Raw genomic sequence first — 20,769 nt, 5'->3', positions numbered from 1 at the left:
TTACGTCTTGGGCATCTCCTCACACACGTCGGCCGACCGACCCGGCGCGCGCCGGCCCGGAGGCCCCCCGGGGTACTGGCCCCTAGCCCGCCAGGCAGGACGGGCCGAGGAGGACCTTGAGGTCGCCGAACAGGGCGGGGTCCGGCTTGACCCGGTGCCGGTCCAGGCGCAGCACCGTCGTCTTCGTCGGCCCCTGGAGCCTGATGCGGACCTCGCTGTCGCCCTTGTGATGGCCGAGGATCTCGCCGAGGCGGCTGACCATCGGCGGGGTGACCCTGGTGGCCGGGATGGTGAGCACGACGGGCGCGTTGGTGCCCGCGTTGGACAGGTCGGGCACCTGGAGTTCCATGGCGACCAGGCGCGGCACGTCCTCGCGCTTGTCGAGGCGGCCCTTGACGAACACCACGGCGTCCTCGACGAGTTGGGTCGAGACGAGCTGGTAGGTCGCGGGGAAGAACATGCACTCGAGGGAACCGGCGAGGTCCTCCACCGTGGCGATCGCCCAGGCGTTGCCCTGCTTGGTCATCTTGCGCTGGAGGCCCGAGATGATGCCGCCGATGGTGACCACCGCGCCGTCGCCGAAGTCGCCGCCGGTGAGCTGGGAGATGCCCGCGTCGGCCTTGTCGGACAGGACGTGCTCCAGTCCGAACAACGGGTGGTCGGAGACGTACAGGCCGAGCATCTCCCGCTCCTGCGCGAGCAGGTAGGTCTTCTCCCACTCGTCGTCGGTGAAGGTGACGTCGAGGCCGAAGCCGGGCTCGCTGGTCTCCTGCTCGCCCATGCCGCCGAAGAGGTCGAACTGTCCCTCGGCCTCCTTGCGCTTGACCGCGACCACGTTGTCGATCATCGGTTCGTACTGGGCCGTGAGGCCCTTGCGGGTGTGCCCCATGGAGTCGAAGGCGCCCGCCTTGATCAGCGACTCCGTGGTCCGCTTGTTGCAGACGACCGCCTCGACCTTGTCGAGGTAGTCCGGGAACGAGGTGTACTTCCCCTTGGCCTTGCGGCTCTTGATGATCGACTCGACGACGTTGGTGCCGACGTTGCGGACCGCGGACAGGCCGAAGAGGATCACGTCGTCGCCCTGCGCGGCGAAGTTCGACTCGGACTCGTTGACGTTCGGCGGGAGCACCCTGATGCCCATGCGGCGGCACTCGTTGAGGTAGACGGCCGACTTGTCCTTGTCGTCCTTGACCGAGGTGAGCAGCGCGGCCATGTACTCGGCGGGGTGGTTGGCCTTGAGGTAGGCGGTCCAGTACGAGACCAGTCCGTACGCGGCGGAGTGCGCCTTGTTGAAGGCGTAGCCGGCGAAGGGCACCAGCACGTCCCAGAGGGCCTGGATGGCTTCGTCGCTGTAGCCGTTCTTGCGGGCGCCGGCCTGGAAGATGACGAAGTTCTTCTCCAGCTCCTCCGGCTTCTTCTTGCCCATCACGCGGCGGAGGATGTCGGCCTCGCCGAGCGAGTAGCCCGCGATGATCTGGGCGGCCTTCTGCACCTGCTCCTGATAGACGATCAGGCCGTAGGTGACCGACAGCACCTCCTGGAGCGGCTCCTCCAGTTCCTTGTGGATCGGCGTGATCTCCTGGCGGCCGTTCTTGCGCTCCGCGTAGTTGATGTGCGAGTTCATGCCCATCGGGCCCGGCCGGTAGAGGGCCGAGACGGCGGAGATGTCCTCGAAGTTGTCGGGCTGCATCTGGCGGAGCAGCGAGCGCATCGGGCCGCCGTCGAACTGGAAGACACCGAGGGTGTCACCGCGGCAGAGCAGTTCGAAGGTCTTGGGGTCGTCCAGCGGCAGGGCGAGCATCTCCAGGTCGATGCCCTTGTTGGCCTTCACCATCTTGATGGCGTCGTCCATGATGGTGAGGTTGCGCAGGCCCAGGAAGTCCATCTTCAGGAGGCCGAGCGACTCGCACTGGGGGTAGTCCCACTGTGTGATGGTCACGCCGTCGGTGTGCCGCACCCAGATCGGGGCGTGGTCGACGATGGGTTCGCTGGACATGATCACGCCGGCCGCGTGCACGCCCATCTGCCGGACCAGGCCCTCGACGCCCTTGGCGGTGTCGATGACCTTCTTCACGTCCGGCTCGTTCTCGTACATCGCGCGGATCTCGCCGGCCTCGTTGTAACGCGGGTGCGAGGGGTTGGTGATGCCGTCGAGGTCGATGCCCTTGCCGAGGACGTCGGCGGGCATGGCCTTGGTGAGCCGGTCGCCCATGGCGTACGGGTAGCCCAGCACGCGCGCGGAGTCCTTGATGGCGTTCTTCGCCTTGATCTTGCCGTAGGTGCCGATCATGGCGACCTTGTCGGCGCCGTACTTCTCCGTCACGTACCGGATCACCTCGACGCGCCTGCGCTCGTCGAAGTCGATGTCGACGTCGGGCATGGAGATGCGCTCGGGGTTGAGGAACCGCTCGAAGATCAGGCCGTGCGGGATCGGGTCGAGGTCGGTGATGCCGAGGGCGTAGGCGACGATCGAGCCGGCGGCGGAGCCACGGCCGGGGCCGACCGCGATGCCCTGCTTCTTGGCCCACATGATGAAGTCGGCGACGACGAGGAAGTACCCGGGGAAGCCCATCGAGATGATGGTGTCCATCTCGTACTCGACCTGCTTCATGCGGTCGTCCGGGATGCCGCCCGGGAAGCGGCGGTGCATGCCGCGCATGGTCTCCTCGCGGAACCAGCTGACCTCGGTGTACCCCTCCGGAATGTCGAACTTGGGCATCAGGTCGCGCTTCTCGAACATGCCCGTGGTGTCGACCATCTCGGCGATCAGCCTGGTGTTGTCGCAGCCCTGCTGCCAGGCGTCGGAGGAGTCGATGGCGTACATCTCCTCGGTGGACTTGAGGTAGTAGCCGGTGCCGTCGAACCTGAAGCGGTCGGGGTCGGAGAGGTTCTTGCCGGTCTGGATGCACAGCAGCGCGTCGTGGGCGGTCGCCTCGTGCGCGTACGTGTAGTGCGAGTCGTTGGTGACCAGGGGCGGGATGCCGAGCTTCCTGCCGATCTCCAGGAGGCCGTCGCGGACCCGGTGCTCGATGTCGATGCCGTGGTCCATCAGCTCCAGGAAGTACCGGTCCTTGCCGAAGATGTCCTGGTAGTCGGCGGCCGCCTTGAGCGCCTCGTCGAAGTGGCCGAGGCGCAGCCGGGTCTGTACCTCGCCGGAGGGGCAGCCGGTGGAGGCGACGAGCCCGGTGGACCACTGGGCGATGCTCTCCTTGTCCATCCGGGGCCACTTCTGCAGCCAGCCCTCGGCGTACGCGTCGGAGGAGAGCCGGAAGAGGTTGTGCAGACCCGTGCTGTCGACCGCCCAGATGGTCTTGTGGGTGTAACCGCCGGAACCGGAGACGTCGTCCCGCTTCTGGTGCGGCTGGCCCCACTGGACCTTGCGCTTGGTGCGCCGCGACTCGGGCGCGACGTACGCCTCGATCCCGATGATCGGGGTGACTCCGGCCTTCTCCGCACTGTGGAAGAAGTCGTACGCCCCGTGCAGGTTGCCGTGGTCGGACATGGCGATGTGGCTCATGCCCATCTCGTTGCAGGCGTTGAACATGTCCTTCAGCCGCGCGGCACCGTCCAGCAGCGAGTACTGGGTGTGGACGTGCAGGTGCGTGAAGGGCGACTTCGGCACGGTGCGGCCTCCAAGGAGAACGAGCGGTGACGGGCAGGTGGGCAGTCCGGTGGTCAACGTCGAAGTCTATGCCCCGGCACTGACACTCCAGGGCTCCGCCGTCGTACCTTCTGGCGAGTGGCGCGGGCACTCCCGTGACGCGCCGCGCGTTAGGCACGGGGACGGATCAGCCGTCCCCGGACGTCCCGTACCAGGAGGCACTCAGCGATGTCGGTCCCGCAGCTCAACGACGAGCACCGCGGCGAGGAGATCCTCGCCGTTCTCGACACCGCCTTCGGCGAGCTCCTGGCCGCCGACCCGGCCGCGTTCCGCGTGAAGTTCCGGAAGATGGCGGCCTCGGCGTTCGCGTTCTACCGGGGCACGGCGTGCCTCTTCTACCATGATCAGAACGCTGAGAACGCTGAGAACGCTGGGAACGCCGGGCGAGGTGGAAGGACATACAGCGGGCCGTACCTGGACGACCGGACGTCCCGGGTGTGGATCCACGGCGATCTGCACGCGGAGAACTTCGGCACGTACATGGACTCCAACGGCCGTCTGGTCTTCAACGTCAACGACTTCGACGAGGCCTACGTCGGCCCCTTCACCTGGGACCTCAAGCGCTTCGCCGCCTCCATGGCGCTGATCGGCTACGCGAAGGCGCTCAGCGACGAGCAGATCACCGAGCTGGTGCGGATCTACACGGCCGCGTACCGGGAGCGCGTCCACGCGCTGGCGACCGGAGCGAAGAGCGACGAGGTGCCGCCGTTCACGCTGGACACCGCGCAGGGGCCGCTGCTCGACGCGCTGCGCGACGCCCGTTCGCTGACCCGTTTCGGGCTGCTGGACTCGATGACCGTCATCCGTGACTTCGAGCGCCGCTTCGCCTCCGGCGGCGGCGCGGTCGAGCTCGACGCCGCCACGCGCTACAAGGTCCTCGCCGCCTTCGACGGCTACCTGGAGACGCTGCCGGACGCCTCGCTGGCCCGCCCGGACTCCTACCGTGTGAAGGACGTCGTGGGCCGCCGCGGCATCGGCATCGGCTCGGCCGGGCTACCCTCGTACAACATCCTGCTGGAGGGACACAGCGACGCCCTGGAGAACGACGTCGTGATCTACATCAAGCAGGCCCAGACCCCGGCCGTCTCCCGGCACATCACCGATCGGGCGATCCAGGACTACTTCCGGCACGAGGGCCACCGCACGGTGATCTCCCAGCGTGCTCTGCAGGCGCACGCCGACCCGTGGCTGGGCTGGACCGAGCTGGACGGCGCGGGGCAGCTGGTCGCCGAGGTCTCGCCGTACGCCGTGGACCTGGACTGGGGCGACATCGACGAGCCGGAGGAGATGGCCCAGGTCGTCGCCGACCTCGGCCGGGCCACGGCCACAATGCACGCGGCGGCGGACGACACCTCCGGCGAGTCCCTGGTGCCGTTCTCCACCGAGCGCGCCATCGACGCGGCGATCGCGGCCGACGAGGACGGGCTGGAACCCCTGCTGGTCGACTTCGCGCACACCTACGGCGCACGCGCGCGCCGTGACCACCAGATCTTCCTGGACCTGTTCCGCAACGGCAGGATCCCGGGCCTGTGACCTCCCTCCCGCCCGGGGAGACACAGCCCACAGGAACCCTTTAGGGATCCCTTACCGGAGCACGTGACACACTCGTTCCCATCATGGACATACCCGGAGCCCCGCTCAGAGCCCTGCGCGCGGCGCTGTTCACGACCATGGTCGTGACCCTCAGCGCCGCGTCGCACGTGCTGCTGTCCGGGGCCCCGCTGCCGCTGAACACGGTGACGGTGATCGCCGCCGCCGTGTTCGTCCTGGCCTACGCGCTCGCGGGCCGGGCAGGCTCCTTCGGGCGGATCGCCGCGCTGCTGATCCCGCTGGAGCTGGCCGCCGACACCGTGTTCACCACCGGGCAGCACCTCTGTTACGGACGGATGGGCGGCCCGGTCGCGGGTCCGCTGCGCTCGGTCGGCTTCGACCTGCTGTGCGGCGACGGCAGCAGTGTGGGCACCCCGCTGGCCCGGGTGGCCGGCACCGCGGCCGACGGCGGCGACCGGTTCGTCGGCCTGCTCGCCCAGGCCGGCCCCGCCACCGCCTGGCTGCTGCTCGGCGCGCACATCGGCGTCGGTCTGTTCGCCGCCGCCTGGCTGCACCGCGGTGAGCGTGCGCTGGCCCAGCTGCTGGGCGCGATGGCGGCGAGCACCTTCCGGCCGCTGCTGCTGGCGGTCGCCGCGGTGACCGTGCACCGGGCCCCGAAGGCCCGTCGGCCGCATCGCCCGGCCCTCCGGACCACCACGGCCGTGGACCGGTTCCTCGTGCACTCCCTGGGACGGCGCGGACCGCCGTGCTCCGCCGCCCTCGTCTGAGGCGACCCTCCGCCCCGGCGTCGGCGGCCCGCAGTCCGAGCATCTGTAGTCCCCCCATACATATCCCGCACACACACTGTGCGCGTCCCCTGTGGAGAGCATCACCATGAGCAAGCGGAACAGCCAGGCGGCGAAGACGGCGGCCCGTGAGCGTCTGCGCGTCGAGCGCGAGCGCGAGGCCAAGAAGGCCAAGGTCAAGCGCCAGCTCATCGTCGCCGGCTCGATCGTCGGTGTCCTGGCGATAGCCGGCGGCATCGGCTACGCCGTCGTCCAGGCCAACCAGCCCAGCGCGTGGGAGGCCGCGGAGGACGCCAAGCTCGTCAAGCCGGCCAACAGCAGCGGCGAGAACGGCACGACCGTCGTCGTCGGCAAGGCCGACGCGAAGAAGACCCTGGAGCTGTACGAGGACCCGCGCTGCCCGATCTGCGCCACGTTCGAGCAGGGCGTCGGCAAGACGATCGAGAAGGACGTCGCGGACGGCAAGTACAAGGTCCAGTTCATCGGCGCCTCGTTCCTGGACCGCAACCTGACCGGCGAGGGCTCCAAGAACGCCCTGAGCGCCCTGGGCGCCGCGCTGAACGTCAGTCCCGAGGCCTTCCTCGCCTACAAGGCCGCGCTCTACTCGGCCGAGTTCCACCCCGAGGAGAGCCAAGACAAGTTCAAGGACGACTCCTACCTGATCAAGGTGGCGAACTCCGTCGAGGAACTGAAGGACAACAAGAAGTTCCAGACGGCCGTGGAGAACGGCACCTATGACAGGTGGGCGCTGGAGATGTCCAAGAAGTTCGACGACAGCGACGTCAAGGGCACCCCGACGCTGATGATGGACGGCAAGAAGGTGACCGGAGCCGACGGGCAGAACGCGCCCATGACGGCCCCCGAGTTCACCGCGGCGATCGACAAGGCCCTCAAGGCCTGAACCTCGGCCGGCTGACTCCGCGCCGAAGAGCGGGCGAACTTTTGTGAGTTCGCCCGCTCTCGCGTGTACCTGTCAGTAACCTGATCGGCTGTGACCAGTCGACACAGATCATCCGAGAGCACCTTCTCCGCCGCCGCGGACGTCAACTCCCTTGCCCCGCACCGCCGTACGGTCGTCAAGGCGGCCGCCGCGACCGTGCTCCTGGCCGGACCGCTCGCCGCCGCGCCCTCCGCCCGCGCGGCCACCTCCCAGACCCCCGCCTTCCTGCACGGGGTGGCCTCCGGCGACCCGCTGCCGGACGGCGTCCTGCTGTGGACGCGGGTGACGCCGACGCCGGAGGCGATACCCGGCTCCGGCCTCGGCCCGGACACCGAGGTCAGCTGGACCGTCGCCCTGGACAAGGCGTTCAGCACCGTCGTCGCGAAGGGCTCGACCCGCGCCACCGCCGCCTCCGACCACACCGTCAAGGCCGACGTCCGCGGCCTGGCGCCGGCCACCGACTACTGGTTCCGCTTCTCCGCCGGCGGCACCGACTCCCCCGTCGCCCGCACCCGCACCGCCCCGGCCGCCGACGCCGCGGTGACCGGTCTGCGCTTCGGCGTGGTCTCCTGCTCCAACTGGGAGGCCGGGCACTTCTCGGCGTACCGCCATCTCGCGGCCCGCGGCGACCTGGACGCCTGGCTGCACCTCGGCGACTACATCTACGAGTACGGCACCGGCGAATACGGCACCCGCGGCAGGACCGTCCGCCCGCACGCGCCCGCCCACGAGATCGTCACCCTCGCCGACTACCGCGTACGGCACGCGACGTACAAGACCGACCCCGACCTCCAGGCGCTGCACGCCAAGGCGCCGGTCGTGGCGATCTGGGACGACCACGAGTTCGCCAACGACGCCTGGTCGGGCGGCGCCGAGAACCACACCGAGGGCGCGGAGGGCACCTGGGCCGCGCGTCAGGCCGCGGCCAAGCAGGCCTACTTCGAGTGGATGCCGGTACGTCCCGCGCTGGCCGGCACCACCTACCGCCGGCTGCGTTTCGGCAGGCTCGCCGACCTCTCGCTGCTGGACCTGCGTTCCTTCCGCTCCCAGCAGGCCCCGTTCGGCAGCGGCGAGGTCGACCACCCGGACCGCACGCTCACCGGCCGTGCCCAGCTCAACTGGCTGAAGGCGGGACTGTCGGCGTCCGACACCACCTGGCGGCTGGTCGGCACCTCGGTGATGATCTCGCCGCTCGCCCTCGGCGCGCTCCCGGCCAGCCTGCTGAAGCCGCTCGCCAAGCTGCTGGACCTGCCGCAGGAGGGCCTCGCCCTCAACACCGACCAGTGGGACGGCTACACCGACGACCGCCGCGAACTCCTCGCCCATCTGCGGACGAACGCGATCGGCAACACGGTCTTCCTCACCGGCGACATCCACATGGCGTGGGCCAACGACGTGCCGGTGAACGCGGGCACCTATCCGCTGTCCCCGTCGGCGGCCACCGAGTTCGTCGTCACCTCGGTCACCTCCGACAACCTCGACGATCTCGCCAAGGTCCCCGAGGGTTCCGTCTCCGCGGTCGCCTCACCGCTGATCAAGGCCACCAACCGGCACGTCCACTGGGTGGACACCGACCGCCACGGCTACGGGGTGCTGGACATCACCGCCGAGCGGGCGCAGATGGACTACTACGTGCTGTCCGGCCGCACCGATCCGGCCGCCACGTCCGCGTGGGCCCGCTCGTACCGGACCCGCAGCGGCACGCAGCGGGTCGAGCGCGCCACCGCCCCGGTCTGACGTCCCCGGATCAGTCCTCCAGCGAGTCGAGGAAGCCGAGCGCCACCCGCCAGGTGGCCTCGGCGGCCTCCTCGTCGTGGTCCGGCAGGTCGGGGTCGGTGTAGAGGTGACCGGCCCCGGCGTACCGGTACACCTCGACGTCGGCTCCGGCACGGCCCATCTGCAGGTACCAGGCGCTCAGCCAGTCGTCGGTCTCGAACGGGTCCGGCTCGGCGACGTGCAGCTGCACCGGGAGGTCGTCCACCTCGGCGTTCGCCGCGATGTCCGAGGTGCCGTGCAGAAGCAGCAGCCCGCGCGCCTTGCCGTCGCCGAGGGCCAGCGTCTGGGCGACCGAGGCGCCGAAGGAGAAACCGGCGTACACCAGCCCCCGCTCCGAGTAGGGCGCGGCGGCGAGGACGGCCCGTCTCAGCAACTCGTCCCTGCCGATCGACTCCTGGTGGGCCATGCCCTCCTCGACCGTGTCGAACGTACGGCCCTCGAAGAGGTCGGGCGTCCACACCTCGTGTCCGGCGCCGCGCAGCCGGTCCGCGGCCCGGGCCACCGCGGGCCGAAGGCCGTAGGTCGAGTGAAACAGCATGATGTTCATGACGCCCATGGTGCCAGCCGGGTCTGACAGCCGGTGCAGGCCCGGTCGGCCGGGCCGGCGCACCCCGCGGGCCGACCGGGCCGGGGGCCGTACCCACGACGGCGCGAACCTCACATGTTCACTCCGCGCGAGGCCGGTTACGTTCGAGGGCATGGAAGACGTGCTCCGCCCATTGATCGTGGTCGGCGGCTCGGTCGTGCTCACCCTGGTGCTCGGCTGGGCCACCGACCGACTGCTGCGCAAGGCCGACGAACAGCACCCCGAGACCCCGCTGTGGGAGCTGCTCCGCCGCGCCCGCATCCCCTACCAGCTGCTGATCTGCGCGGCCCTGCTGAGAGGTTCGTACGACCAGGCCCGGTTGTTCGAGGACCACCGGGAAGGCCTCGGGCGGATCCTGACGCTGGTGCTGATCGGATCGGTCGCCTGGATGGTGATCCGGATCGCGGCGGCCGTCGTCGAGACCTCGTACACCCGGTACGCCAACGTGCACCGCGAACGCTCCCCGGCCAGGGTCCGCCGGGTGCGCACCCAGGTGACGCTGATCAGGCGGGTGGTCTCGGCGATCGTCGGGGTGGTGGCGGCGGCCGCGATGCTGCTGACCTTCCCCGCGATGCGCACGGCCGGCGCCTCACTGCTGGCCTCGGCCGGTGTCCTCGGCATCGTCGCCGGTGTCGCCGCCCAGTCCACGCTCGGCAACCTGTTCGCCGGACTGCAGATCGCCTTCGGCGACATGGTGCGCATCGGCGACACGGTCGTGGTGGACGGCGAGTGGGGCACGGTCGAGGAGATCACCCTGACCTTCCTGACCGTGCGCACCTGGGACGAGCGCCGGATCACCATGCCGGTGTCGTACTTCACGTCCAAGCCGTTCGAGAACTGGTCGCGCGGCACACCGCAGATGACCGGCACCGTCTTCTGGCACCTCGACCACTCGGCCCCGCTGGAGACGATGCGGGACAGGCTCCGCGACATCCTGCGGGAGTGCCCGGCCTGGGACGGCCGCGCCTACAACCTGACCGTGACGGACAGCACGCCCAGCACCATGGAGGTGCGGGCCCTGGTGACGGCCAGGGACGCGGACGACATATGGACGGTACGGGTCACGGTCCGCGAGCAGATGATCCGCTGGCTGGCCGAGGAGCACCCCTACGCCCTGCCCCGGGTCAGCACGGCCGCCGCGGAACTGCCGCCGGGCCCGGCGCCGGAGCTCGACGGCCACCGTCGCTCCCCCGGCACCGTACCCGCGGCCCGCGGCCCGCACGAGAGCACCGGGAAGCGGGAAACGCCCACAGGCCCGGCAAACCCGGCAGCCCCTGCAAACCCGACAAGCACAACAAGCACCGGCAAGCGCTGACGGCCTCTCAGTGGCCGCGTTCCGCGCCGCCGTTGACCTGGATGATCTGCGAGGTGATGTGCGCGGCGCCCGGGGAGGCCAGCCAGTGCAGGGTGGCGGCCACGTCCCCGGGCTTTCCGGCCCGGCCGTCGGACGTCTCGGCGACCAGCCGCGCCCGCCGCTCGTCGTCGAGGCCGTCGCCGAAGAAGGCGGTGTCCTCGATGTAGCCGGGCGCGACCACGTTGACCGTGATGCCGTGCGGCCCCAGCTTCCGGGCGAGGCCGTGGGCGTACGGGTGCAGTCCGGCCTTGGCCGCCGCGTACGCGAGCTGCCCGGACCCCCGGTAGGCGGCGATGGAGCTCAGGAACAGCACCCGCCCGCCGGGCTCGGCGAGCCGGTCCTCCAGGGCCTCCGTGAGCAGGACGGCGGTCAGCAGGTTGAGCCGGAAGTTGACCGTCCAGTGGCGGGCGACGGCGTCGAGCGGGTCGTCGCCCCCGGCAGGGGGCTCGAGGAGACCGTTGCCCCCGGCGCTGTGGATCAGCACGTCGACGGCCCCGAACTCCCGGCCCACGAAGCCGCTGACACCGCGCACGGCGACCGGGTCGGCGAGGTCGGCGGCGTACACCGACGCCCCCGGCACCCCGGCCCCGGCCCGTTCCAGCACGTCCCCGCGCCGCCCGAGCAGCAGCACCCGGTCCCCGTCCGCGGCGAACATCCGTGCCGCCGCCAGACCGATCCCCGTACCGCCCCCGCTGATCACCACGTTTCTCGTCATACCCCGACCCTACGAACAGAAGGCCGCACCGGGGGACGAACTCACCGCATGCTCCGCACATCCAGATGTCGCAGCACCCGGTCCACCACCTCGGGATCGGCCCCCGCCTCACTGCGCGCCGCCAGCACCTCGTGCCGGGCGGCACTCAGCATCTCGCTCCGGATCCGCCGCACCCGCTTCGCCCGCCGGGTCCGCTGCCGGTGGGACTCCCTCCGCTCGTCGCCCGCCATGTCCGGGTTGATCTGCATCCCGATCTCGAAGGCGCTCCGCAGCATCTGCTCGGACAGCTCCTCCGGCAGCTCCTCGACCTCCTCGATCTCCCGCAGCCGCCGCTTGGCCGCCCGTGCCGCCCGTACCGCGAGATCCCGCTCGTACTCCTTCTCCCGCCCGGTGTCGGCCTCCACTCCCAGCCGCTTCACCAGCCACGGCAGGGTCATCCCCTGGACCAGCAGCGTCGCCATGATCACACCGAACGCGATGAAGACGATCTCACTGCGGACGGGAAAGGCGTCCCCGGCATCGGTCTGCAGCGGAATCGCCAGCGCCAGCGCCACGGAGGCCACCCCGCGCATCCCGGACCACCACATCACCACGGCCTCGCGCCAGCCGACCGGAATCTCCTCGTCGAGGTCCCGCGCGGAGTGCAGCCGCTTCGTCAGCCAGGTCGCCGGCAGCAGCCACAGCAGCCGGACGAGGACGACCACCCCCACGATCGCCGCCGCCCAGCGGAGCAGCTCGCCCCAGTGGCCGGCCGCGGTCCTGAGCGCGTTGTGCAGCTCGAGGCCGACCAGCCCGAACGCGACACCGGTGACGAGCGTGTCGACGATGTCCCAGAAGGCGTGCCCGGCGAGCCGGGTCATGACCTCGTCGGGGTCGGTGGCGTACTCCACCAGGAACAGCGCGGTGGTGAGTACGGCGAGCACCCCCGAGCCGTGCAGTTCCTCGGCCAGGGCGTAGGCGGCGAACGGCACCAGCAGGCTCATCGCGATCTGCAGGGTCGCGTCCCCGAGCAGGCCCATCAGATGGTTGGCCCCCCAGCCCAGCGCGAGGCCGACCGCGACCGCCACCACCGCCGACAGCACCAGGTCCAGCCCCGCCCGCCAGGGCGAGAAGGCTCCGCTCACGGCGGCGGCGATCGCCACGTGGTACAGCACGATCGCCGTCACGTCGTTGAACAGGCCCTCGCCCTCCAGGATCGACACCAGCCGGCGCGGCAGCCCCAGCTTCCCGGCGACGGCGGTCGCCGCGACCGGGTCGGGCGGCGCGACCAGCGCGCCGAGGGCCACGGCGGCGGCCAGCGGCAGACCCGGCACGATCGCGTGGGCCACGACGGCCACACACAGCGTGGTGACGAACACCAGCGCCACGGCCAGCAGGAGGATCGGTCTGACGTTCGCGGCGAACTGGCGCCAGGACGTCCGGCGGACGGCGGCGTAGAGCAGGGGCGGCAACAGCAGCGGCAGGATCAGGTCCGGCGGGATGTCGACGTTCGGGACGAACGGCAGCAGCGCCAGGGCGATCCCGAAGACCGTCATCAGCACCGGCGCCGGCAACCCCAGCCGGTCCCCGACCGGAACGCTCACCACGGCCCCGAGCAACACGGTGAACAGCAAGGCCAACTGATCCACGGTCAGCGCTCCGGGCGGGTCGACGGTCGGGCAGCAGGCTTCCAGCCTGTCACGCCCCTGCCCTCAGCAGGCCGTTCGATGCCCCGGTTACAGAACGCGCCGCATGGCCCGGTGCGGCATGCCCGCGTCCGGGAACTCCGGCCCGTACGCCTCGTACCCCAGCCGCTCGTAGAACCCCAGGGCATGGGTCTGCGCGTGCAGGTCGACGGCAGTGAGCCCGCGCGCGCGGGCCGCCTCCTCGATGCCCCGCACCAGCGCCGCCCCGACGCCGAGCCCGCGCGCCCGGCGGGTCACCGCGAGCCGCCCCAGAGAACCGGGCGTCTGTTGCACGGCGCGGCCGCCGCCGTTCTTCGCTGCGGCGGCCTCGCCGTGCAGCAGACGCCCGGTGCCGAGCGCCTCGCCGTCCGCACCGAGCGCGAGCACGTGCACGGCGCCGGCGTCGTACGCGTCGTACTCCAGGTCCTCCGGCACGCCCTGCTCGGCGACGAAGACCTCCTTGCGGACCGCGAAGCACGCCTCCCGGTCCCCGGGCTCCACCGCCTCGCGGACCACGTACGGGGTGCTCACGCGTACGTCTCCTCCCGGACCTGGTCCAGCGCCTGCTGCAGGTCCTCGGGGTAGTCGCTGCTGAACTCCGCCCACCGGCCGTCCCCCGGGTGTTCGAAACCGAGCCGTACGGCGTGCAGCCACTGGCGGGTCAGGCGGAGCCGCTTGGCGAGCGTGGGATCGGCGCCGTACGTCAGGTCGCCCACGCAGGGGTGCCGGTGGGCGGCCATGTGGACGCGGATCTGGTGGGTGCGGCCGGTCTCCAGCTTGACGTCGAGGAGGGAGGCGGCGCGGAAGGCCTCGACGAGGTCGTAGTGCGTGACGGAGGGCTTGCCCTCGGCGATGACCGCCCACTTGTAGTCGTGGTTCGGATGCCGGCCGATGGGCGCGTCGATGGTGCCGCTGGTCGGGTCGGGGTGGCCCTGGACCAGCGTGTGGTAGCGCTTGTCGACCGTGCGCTCCTTGAACTGGCGCTTCAGCGACGTGTACGCGTACTCGGACTTGGCGACCACCATGAGACCGGAGGTGCCGACGTCCAGGCGGTGCACGATGCCCTGGCGCTCGGCGGCGCCGGAGGTCGAGATGCGGTACCCGGCGGCGGCGAGACCGCCGATCACGGTCGGTCCGGTCCAGCCGGGCGAGGGGTGGGCGGCGACCCCGACCGGCTTGACGACGACGACCACGTCGTCGTCGTCGTGCACTATCTCCATGCCCTCGACGGGCTCGGCGACCACCTGGACCGGCGCGGGCGCCTGCGGCATCTCCACTTCGAGCCAGGCGCCGCCGCTGACCCGCTCCGACTTGCCGACCACCGACCCGTCGACCGTGACCTTTCCCGCGGCGGCGAGCTCGGCCGCCTTGGTCCGGGAGAAGCCGAGCATGCGGGAGATGGCGGCGTCGACGCGCTCGCCCTCCAGGCCGTCGGGCACGGGCAGGGTACGGATCTCGGGAATGGTGCTCACCCGTCGAGTATGCCGGACCGGTCGGACGACCCCGTACGCGCGTTCAGCGGGCCGGTCAGTCCTTGTGGACGGTTCCGTCCGGATCGAGGCCCCGGAAGGACAGCAGGACGATCAGGATGCCGCCGCAGACGATCGCCGAGTCCGCCAGGTTGAAGACGGCGAAGTGCTTGGGCGCGATGAAGTCCACGACCGCGCCCCGGAAGACGCCCGGGGAGCGGAAGATCCTGTCCGTGAGGTTGCCGAGGGCACCGCCGAGCAGCAGCCCCAGCGCGATCGCCCAGGGCAGGCTGTACAGCTTGCGGGCGAGCCGGACGATCACCACGATCACCGTGGCCGCGATCACCGTGAAGATCACGGTGAAGGCCTCGCCGAAACCGAAGGCCGCGCCCGCGTTGCGGATGGCCTCGAACCTCAGCCAGTCCCCGATGATCTCGATGGGCGCGTGGTGCTCCAGCTTGGCGACCACGATCATCTTGCTGATCAGATCGAGGGCGTAGGCGACGGCGGCGACGGCGAACAGCACGGCCACCCGCCGCTTGCCGCGGGGTGTCCCGGCCGCTGTGTCCTGGGCATCGGCCCGGTCGTGCTCGGCACGGTCCTGCCCGTCCCGGTCCGCGTCCGGGGTCTCCGGCGTACCGATGATGCGCTCCGCCTCTGCCACGTGAGTCCCTCAACCTAGGTACCTGACTGAGGACGAGGGTACGACACACCCCGCACGGCCCTCGTGCTCAGGAGGCATGTGGAGGTGATCAGTAGCGGCGCTCCTGCTTCTGCTTGCACTCGACGCACAGCGTGGCCCGGGGGAAGGCCTGCATACGGGCCTTCCCGATGGGGTTGCCGCAGTTCTCGCACAGGCCGTAGGTACCGGCGTCCAGGCGCTGCGTGGCGCGCTCGTACTGGGTGAGCATCTCGCGCGCGTTGGCGGCGAGCGCCAGTTCGTGCTCCCGCGTGATGTTCTTCGTACCGGTGTCGGCCTGGTCGTCGCCCGCGCCGTCACCGGAGTCCCGCATCAGGCCGGCCAGCGATCGCTCGGACGAGCTGATCTCCTCGCGCAGCCGCAGCACCTCGGTCATCAGCTCGGCCCGCGCCTCCTCGACCTCCTCCGGTGTCCAGGGGTCCTCGCCCGGGCGCACCGCGAGATCGCCGGGCTCCACCGCCGCGATCCGCGCCTTGGGCACGGCGGTCTTCGCCTCCGTCGCCGTACCAGGAGTCTTCTTAGCACCCACCGTGGTCGCTCCCGTCTGCGTCGCGGTCCCGGCCGCGCCCGCGTCAGTGGCCGTGCCGCGCCCGGCCGTGTCCTGTGTGCCCCCGCTGGTCCTGGTGGTGCCCTTGCGTGCGGCGCCCCGGCCGGTCCGACCCCCGGTGCCCTGCGAGACACCGGCCCGCCCGACCCGGGCCCCTGCTCCGGCCGCTTTCCCGCCCGAGCCGTCGGCCGCCGCTGCCGCTGCGGAGACCGCCTTCTTCGCGGCCGCCTTCTTCCCCGCCGTCCCTTCCGCGGCCTTTCCCGCCGCCTTCTTCGCGGCCGCCTTCCGCGTGGCCGCTCCCTTCGAGGCCGCCACCTTTCCGGCCGCCTTCTCCGCCGTCGCCTTCCCGCCCCCCCGGGTGCTCCTCCTCCCGCCCTCCCCCTCGGCTCCGCCGCCTGAAGCGGGCGCGGCCCTGCTGGACACCGACTCCTCGTCGGCGGTCTTCTTCGCCACCATGGCCGCGGCCCCTTCACATACCGTGATCTTGCGCGCGAATCGTGCTGGGACGATAAATCGACTCGGGTCCCGCGGCAACGGGGCGCACCGCCCGATCCGCCCGCCCCGCCGACGCCGCGCGGCGGACCTGCATGCGTTGTGCCCAGCTCCCCGCCGGGTATGCCATCAAGCCGGACGTCCGCGAATCCGAACGCCCGTACCACTCCATTTGGGCGTATGTCACCCCATGGGGAGTCCCCGTGACATCCGCGCGGTCCTCGCCTGCCGCCCGCCCAACAAACCGGTCGGCCGCTGCCGCCTCCGCGCCGTACACTGGGCGCAGCGAGAAGCGTGGATGGGGACGAGTAGCGGCGTAAGCAGCCCAGAGCGACCCGGGGACGGTGTGAGCCCGGGGGCGAGCCCGACGTGAAGATCACCCCGGAGCCGCCGGAGGAAAGTCCTGGGCAGTGGGCTCGGCCCACAGGCCCACCCGGGCGAGTAGAACCGGCATCGCGACCCCAATGAGGGGGCTCACCGGAGCACACGACGCACCGGGGGGCCAAGGAGGGTGGTACCGCGGGAGCGCGCCGACGGCGGCGCAGGGATCGACACAGCTCTCGTCCCTCCGGACGGAAGGCAGCAAGTCCGCCGGAGGAAGCCCGCTGATGACAACGCCGACGTACCGACAGGTGCCAGCCCAGGTCGACCTGCCCGCCCTCGAGCACGCCGTGCTCGACTTCTGGCGGGAACAGAAGATCTTCGCCAAGAGCCTCGAGCAGTCCGAGGGCCGCCCCGAGTGGGTGTTCTACGAGGGCCCGCCCACCGCCAACGGCATGCCGGGCGCCCACCACATCGAGGCGCGCGTCTTCAAGGACGTCTTCCCCCGCTTCCGGACCATGCAGGGCTACCACGTGGGCCGCAAGGCCGGCTGGGACTGCCACGGCCTCCCGGTGGAGCTGGCGGTGGAGAAGGAGCTCGGCTTCTCCGGAAAGCAGGACATCGAGGCGTACGGCATCGCCGAGTTCAACGCCAAGTGCCGCGAGTCGGTGACCCGCCACACCGACGCCTTCGAAGAGCTCACGACCCGTATGGGCTACTGGGCCGACCTCAATGACCCCTACCGCACCATGGACCCGGAGTACATCGAGTCCGTCTGGTGGTCGCTGAAGGAGATCTTCAACAAGGGGCTGCTGGTCCAGGACCACCGTGTCGCCCCCTGGTGCCCGCGCTGCGGCACCGGCCTGTCCGACCACGAGCTGGCGCAGGGCTACGAGACGGTCGTCGACCCGTCCGTCTACGTCCGCTTCCCGCTCACCTCCGGCCCGCTGGCCGGCGAGGCCGCGCTCCTGGTGTGGACGACCACCCCCTGGACCCTGGTCTCCAACACCGCGGTCGCCGCGCACCCCGAGGTGACCTACGTGGTCGCCACTGACGGCGAAGAGAAGCTGGTCGTCGCCGAGCCGCTGGTCGCCAAGGCCCTCGGCGAGGGCTGGGAGACCACCGGGCAGACCTTCACCGGCGCCGAGATGGAGCGCTGGACGTACCGGCGCCCCTTCGAGCTCGTCGAGTTCCCGAGCGCAAGCGAGGGAACCGATGGACACAGCTCCGAGCCGGCCCACTACGTGGTGAACGCCGACTACGTCACCACCGAGGACGGCACGGGTCTGGTCCACCAGTCCCCCGCCTTCGGTGAGGACGACCTCAAGGTCTGCCGCGCCTACGGCCTGCCGGTGGTGAACCCGGTCCGCCCGGACGGCACCTTCGAGGAGGACGTCCCGCTGGTCGGCGGCGTCTTCTTCAAGAAGGCCGACGAGAGGCTGACGGAGGACCTGGACAGCCGCGGCCTGCTCTTCCGGCACACCCCGTACGAGCACAGCTACCCGCACTGCTGGCGCTGCCACACCGCGCTGCTGTACTACGCGCAGCCGTCCTGGTACATCCGGACCACGGCCGTCAAGGACCGGCTGCTCGAGGAGAACGAGAACACCAACTGGTTCCCGGACTCGGTCAAGCACGGCCGGTACGGCGACTGGCTGAACAACAACATCGACTGGGCGCTGTCCCGCAACCGCTACTGGGGCACCCCGCTGCCGATCTGGCGCTGCGAGGACGACCACCTCACCTGCGTCGGCTCGCTCACCGAGCTGACCGGGCTGACCGGCACCGACCAGTCGGGCCTCGACCCGCACCGCCCGTACATCGACGAGGTCACCTTCGCCTGCCCGCAGGACGGCTGCGCGAAGACCGCCACGCGCGTGCCGGAGGTGATCGACGCCTGGTACGACTCCGGTTCGATGCCGTTCGCGCAGTGGGGCTACCCGTACAAGAACAAGGAACTGTTCGAGGCCCGCTACCCGGCGCAGTTCATCTGCGAGGCCATCGACCAGACCCGCGGCTGGTTCTACACGTTGATGGCGGTCGGCACGCTGGTCTTCGACAAGTCGTCGTACGAGAACGTCGTCTGCCTCGGCCACATCCTCGCCGAGGACGGCCGCAAGATGTCCAAGCACCTGGGCAACATCCTGCAGCCGATCCCGCTGATGGACCGGCACGGCGCGGACGCGGTCCGCTGGTTCATGGCGGCCGGCGGCTCCCCGTGGGCGGCCCGCCGGGTGGGGCACGGCACCATCCAGGAGGTCGTCCGCAAGACGCTCCTGACCTACTGGAACACGGTCGCCTTCCAGGCGCTGTACGCGCGCACCTCCGGCTGGGCCCCGTCCGAGGCCGACCCGGCGCCCGCCGACCGTCCGCTGCTGGACCGCTGGCTGCTCTCCGAACTGCACGCGCTCACCGACCAGGTGACCCGGGCGCTGGAGGGCTTCGACACCCAGCGGGCCGGCAAACTGCTGTCCGCGTTCGTCGACGACCTGTCCAACTGGTACGTCCGCCGCTCCCGGCGCCGCTTCTGGCAGGGCGACAAGGCCGCGCTGCGCACCCTGCACGAGGTCGTGGAGACGGTCACCAAGCTGATGGCCCCGCTGACCCCGTTCATCACCGAGCGGGTCTGGCAGGACCTGGTCGTGCCGGTCACCCCGGGCGCCCCCGAGTCGGTCCATCTGTCCTCCTGGCCCGAGGCGGACCTGACGGCGATCGACCCGGAGCTGTCCACCCAGATGGTGCTGGTGCGCCGCCTGGTGGAGCTGGGACGGGCCACCCGCGCGGAGTCGGGGGTCAAGACCCGCCAGCCGCTCCAGCGCGCCCTGATCGCGGCGAGCGGCTTCGGCGCCCTCCACCCCGAGCTGCACACACAGATCACCGAGGAGCTGAACGTCGAGTCCCTGGCGTCCCTCTCCGAGGTGGGCGGCTCACTGGTGGACACGACGGCCAAGGCCAACTTCCGCGCGCTCGGCAAGCGGTTCGGCAAGCGGGTCCAGGACGTGGCCCGGGCCGTCGCGGACGCGGACGCCGCCGCGCTGTCCCTGGCGCTGCGCGAGGGCACCGCCGCGGTGGAGGTCGACGGTGAGACGATCACCCTCTCCCCGGACGAGGTGATCATCACGGAAACCCCGCGCGAGGGCTGGTCGGTGGCCTCCGACTCGGGTGCCACGGTCGCGCTGGACCTGGAGATCACCGAGGAGCTGCGCCGCGCGGGCCTGGCCCGGGACGCGATCCGGCTGATCCAGGAGGCCCGCAAGAACAGCGGCCTCGACGTGGCCGACCGGATCGCCCTGCGCTGGACGGCCACGGAGGCCGCCACGATCGCGGCCCTGACCGAGCACTCCGCTCTGATCGCCGAAGAGGTCCTGGCGACGGACTTCGCCCAGGGAGAGGCGGACGACTCCTATGGGCAGGCGTTCACGGACGAGGGCCTGTCCCTGACGTTCCGGCTGCGCAAGGCGTAACGCTCCGAGTCGGCCCCGCGCCCCTCGGGGCGCGGGGCCGTGTCGATGTACGGCTCCTCCGCACCTGCCGGGACGGCCCGTCCCGGCAGGTGCGGAGGAGCGATCCACGCCGAAGGTCCGGGCTCACCAAGATTTTCGGTGAGCCCGGACCTTCGGCGTTGTGTACGTCGGACACCGCACCCAAACCTGAACAAACGCTGCAAACTCCGTGAACGCGCGTAGCGAAAGGGCGGGGCCCCGGGTTGTCGAACCCGGGGCCCCGCCCTGAACGCCGTCGGCCGTCAGGCCGTACTCATGGCCGTGAGGCCGTCAGTTGTCGTCCTCGTCGATCAGGAACCCGCGCATCGGCGAGGGCGCCTGGCCCATCGGCGACGGCCCCTGCGGGCGCACCGGCGCCATGGGCTGGGTCATCGCCGGCTGCATCTGCTGCTGGCTGCCGTAGGACGGGCCGGGCTGGGCGCCCGGACCGCCGCCCATCGGCTGGCTGCCGCCGTAGGACGGCGCACCGGCACCGGCCGGAGCCATCGAGGGCGCCGGGGACGGCGGCAGCGACGCGGCGGCCGGCTGACGCGGCGGGGCGAGCGAGTCGTCCGCCTGGGTCTCCAGCTGACGCAGCTGCGACTCCAGGTAGGACTTCAGCCGCGTGCGGTACTCGCGCTCGAAGCCGCGCAGGTCCTCGACCTTGCGCTCCAGCGTGGCGCGGGCGGACTCCAGGGAGCCCATCGCGACGCTGGAGCGCAAGGT

At 70.8% G+C, this 20,769-nt stretch carries 14 protein-coding genes and 1 pseudogene; 6 read left to right on the top strand and 9 right to left on the bottom strand.

Annotated features, from left to right (window positions below; genetic code table 11):
* Positions 1 to 82: 82 nt before the first annotated feature.
* The gene (dnaE, locus tag DIZ27_RS24170) at positions 83 to 3,622 is read right to left on the bottom strand and encodes a DNA polymerase III subunit alpha (protein WP_109380562.1); all 3,540 of its coding nucleotides are present in this window, start codon (positions 3,620 to 3,622) and stop codon (positions 83 to 85) included.
* A gap of 207 nt (positions 3,623 to 3,829) precedes the next feature.
* On the opposite strand from dnaE, the gene DIZ27_RS24165 reads away from it, so the two are divergent.
* The 4 genes from DIZ27_RS24165 to DIZ27_RS24150 all read left to right on the top strand — a co-directional run bounded on the left by DIZ27_RS24165 (position 3,830) and on the right by DIZ27_RS24150 (position 8,674).
* The gene (locus tag DIZ27_RS24165; protein WP_109380561.1) at positions 3,830 to 5,194 is read left to right on the top strand and encodes a DUF2252 domain-containing protein; all 1,365 of its coding nucleotides are present in this window, start codon (positions 3,830 to 3,832) and stop codon (positions 5,192 to 5,194) included.
* An 83-nt stretch (positions 5,195 to 5,277) separates the two neighbouring features.
* Positions 5,278 to 5,979, top strand: coding sequence for a hypothetical protein (locus DIZ27_RS24160; RefSeq protein ID WP_109380560.1), 702 nt, complete (start codon positions 5,278 to 5,280; stop codon positions 5,977 to 5,979).
* A 106-nt stretch (positions 5,980 to 6,085) separates the two neighbouring features.
* Complete coding sequence (locus DIZ27_RS24155; RefSeq protein WP_109380559.1) at positions 6,086 to 6,898, top strand: DsbA family protein; 813 nt, start codon at positions 6,086 to 6,088, stop codon at positions 6,896 to 6,898.
* Positions 6,899 to 6,988: 90 nt separating this feature from the next.
* The gene (locus DIZ27_RS24150) at positions 6,989 to 8,674 is read left to right on the top strand and encodes an alkaline phosphatase (RefSeq protein WP_109380558.1); all 1,686 of its coding nucleotides are present in this window, start codon (positions 6,989 to 6,991) and stop codon (positions 8,672 to 8,674) included.
* A gap of 10 nt (positions 8,675 to 8,684) precedes the next feature.
* Here the strand turns inward: DIZ27_RS24150 and DIZ27_RS24145 are convergent, their stop codons facing one another.
* Positions 8,685 to 9,260 (bottom strand): dienelactone hydrolase family protein, encoded by a 576-nt coding sequence (locus DIZ27_RS24145; protein ID WP_109380649.1) that lies wholly within the window; start codon positions 9,258 to 9,260, stop codon positions 8,685 to 8,687.
* Positions 9,261 to 9,411: 151 nt separating this feature from the next.
* Here DIZ27_RS24145 and DIZ27_RS24140 point away from each other — a divergent pair, with 151 nt between their 5' ends.
* A complete protein-coding gene (locus DIZ27_RS24140; protein ID WP_109380557.1) occupies positions 9,412 to 10,614 on the top strand; it encodes a mechanosensitive ion channel family protein in 1,203 nt (400 codons plus the stop codon).
* A gap of 7 nt (positions 10,615 to 10,621) precedes the next feature.
* Here the strand turns inward: DIZ27_RS24140 and DIZ27_RS24135 are convergent, their stop codons facing one another.
* From DIZ27_RS24135 to DIZ27_RS24110, 6 genes are all read right to left on the bottom strand, one after another.
* The gene (locus DIZ27_RS24135; RefSeq protein ID WP_109380556.1) at positions 10,622 to 11,368 is read right to left on the bottom strand and encodes an SDR family NAD(P)-dependent oxidoreductase; all 747 of its coding nucleotides are present in this window, start codon (positions 11,366 to 11,368) and stop codon (positions 10,622 to 10,624) included.
* A 41-nt stretch (positions 11,369 to 11,409) separates the two neighbouring features.
* The gene (locus DIZ27_RS24130) at positions 11,410 to 12,996 is read right to left on the bottom strand and encodes a Na+/H+ antiporter (RefSeq protein WP_109380555.1); all 1,587 of its coding nucleotides are present in this window, start codon (positions 12,994 to 12,996) and stop codon (positions 11,410 to 11,412) included.
* Positions 12,997 to 13,083: 87 nt separating this feature from the next.
* Complete coding sequence (locus DIZ27_RS24125; protein ID WP_109380554.1) at positions 13,084 to 13,563, bottom strand: GNAT family N-acetyltransferase; 480 nt, start codon at positions 13,561 to 13,563, stop codon at positions 13,084 to 13,086.
* Positions 13,560 to 14,504: an RluA family pseudouridine synthase gene (locus DIZ27_RS24120; RefSeq protein WP_109380553.1), complete on the bottom strand. Its 945-nt coding sequence runs from the start codon at positions 14,502 to 14,504 to the stop codon at positions 13,560 to 13,562. Before DIZ27_RS24120 ends, DIZ27_RS24125 begins: the two co-directional genes overlap by 4 nt.
* A gap of 55 nt (positions 14,505 to 14,559) precedes the next feature.
* The gene (lspA, locus tag DIZ27_RS24115; protein ID WP_109380552.1) at positions 14,560 to 15,165 is read right to left on the bottom strand and encodes a signal peptidase II; all 606 of its coding nucleotides are present in this window, start codon (positions 15,163 to 15,165) and stop codon (positions 14,560 to 14,562) included.
* 88 nt (positions 15,166 to 15,253) lie between these two features.
* On the bottom strand, positions 15,254 to 16,204 hold the full coding sequence (locus DIZ27_RS24110; protein ID WP_109380551.1) for a TraR/DksA family transcriptional regulator: 951 nt from the start codon (positions 16,202 to 16,204) through the stop codon (positions 15,254 to 15,256).
* 644 nt (positions 16,205 to 16,848) lie between these two features.
* Between DIZ27_RS24110 and ileS the strand changes: the two genes are divergently transcribed.
* Positions 16,849 to 20,025, top strand: a complete 3,177-nt coding sequence (gene ileS, locus DIZ27_RS24100; RefSeq protein ID WP_109380550.1) for an isoleucine--tRNA ligase — start codon at positions 16,849 to 16,851, stop codon at positions 20,023 to 20,025.
* A gap of 309 nt (positions 20,026 to 20,334) precedes the next feature.
* On the opposite strand, the pseudogene DIZ27_RS24095 reads toward ileS, so the two are convergent.
* A pseudogene (locus DIZ27_RS24095) lies at positions 20,335 to 20,769 on the bottom strand (cell division protein DivIVA); the annotation flags it as partial.

This window comes from Streptomyces sp. NWU339, assembly GCF_003143855.1.
GTDB lineage: Bacteria > Actinomycetota > Actinomycetes > Streptomycetales > Streptomycetaceae > Streptomyces.
The sequence above is the reverse complement of the archived record's forward strand: the minus strand, read 5'-3'. Positions and strand labels throughout refer to the sequence as shown.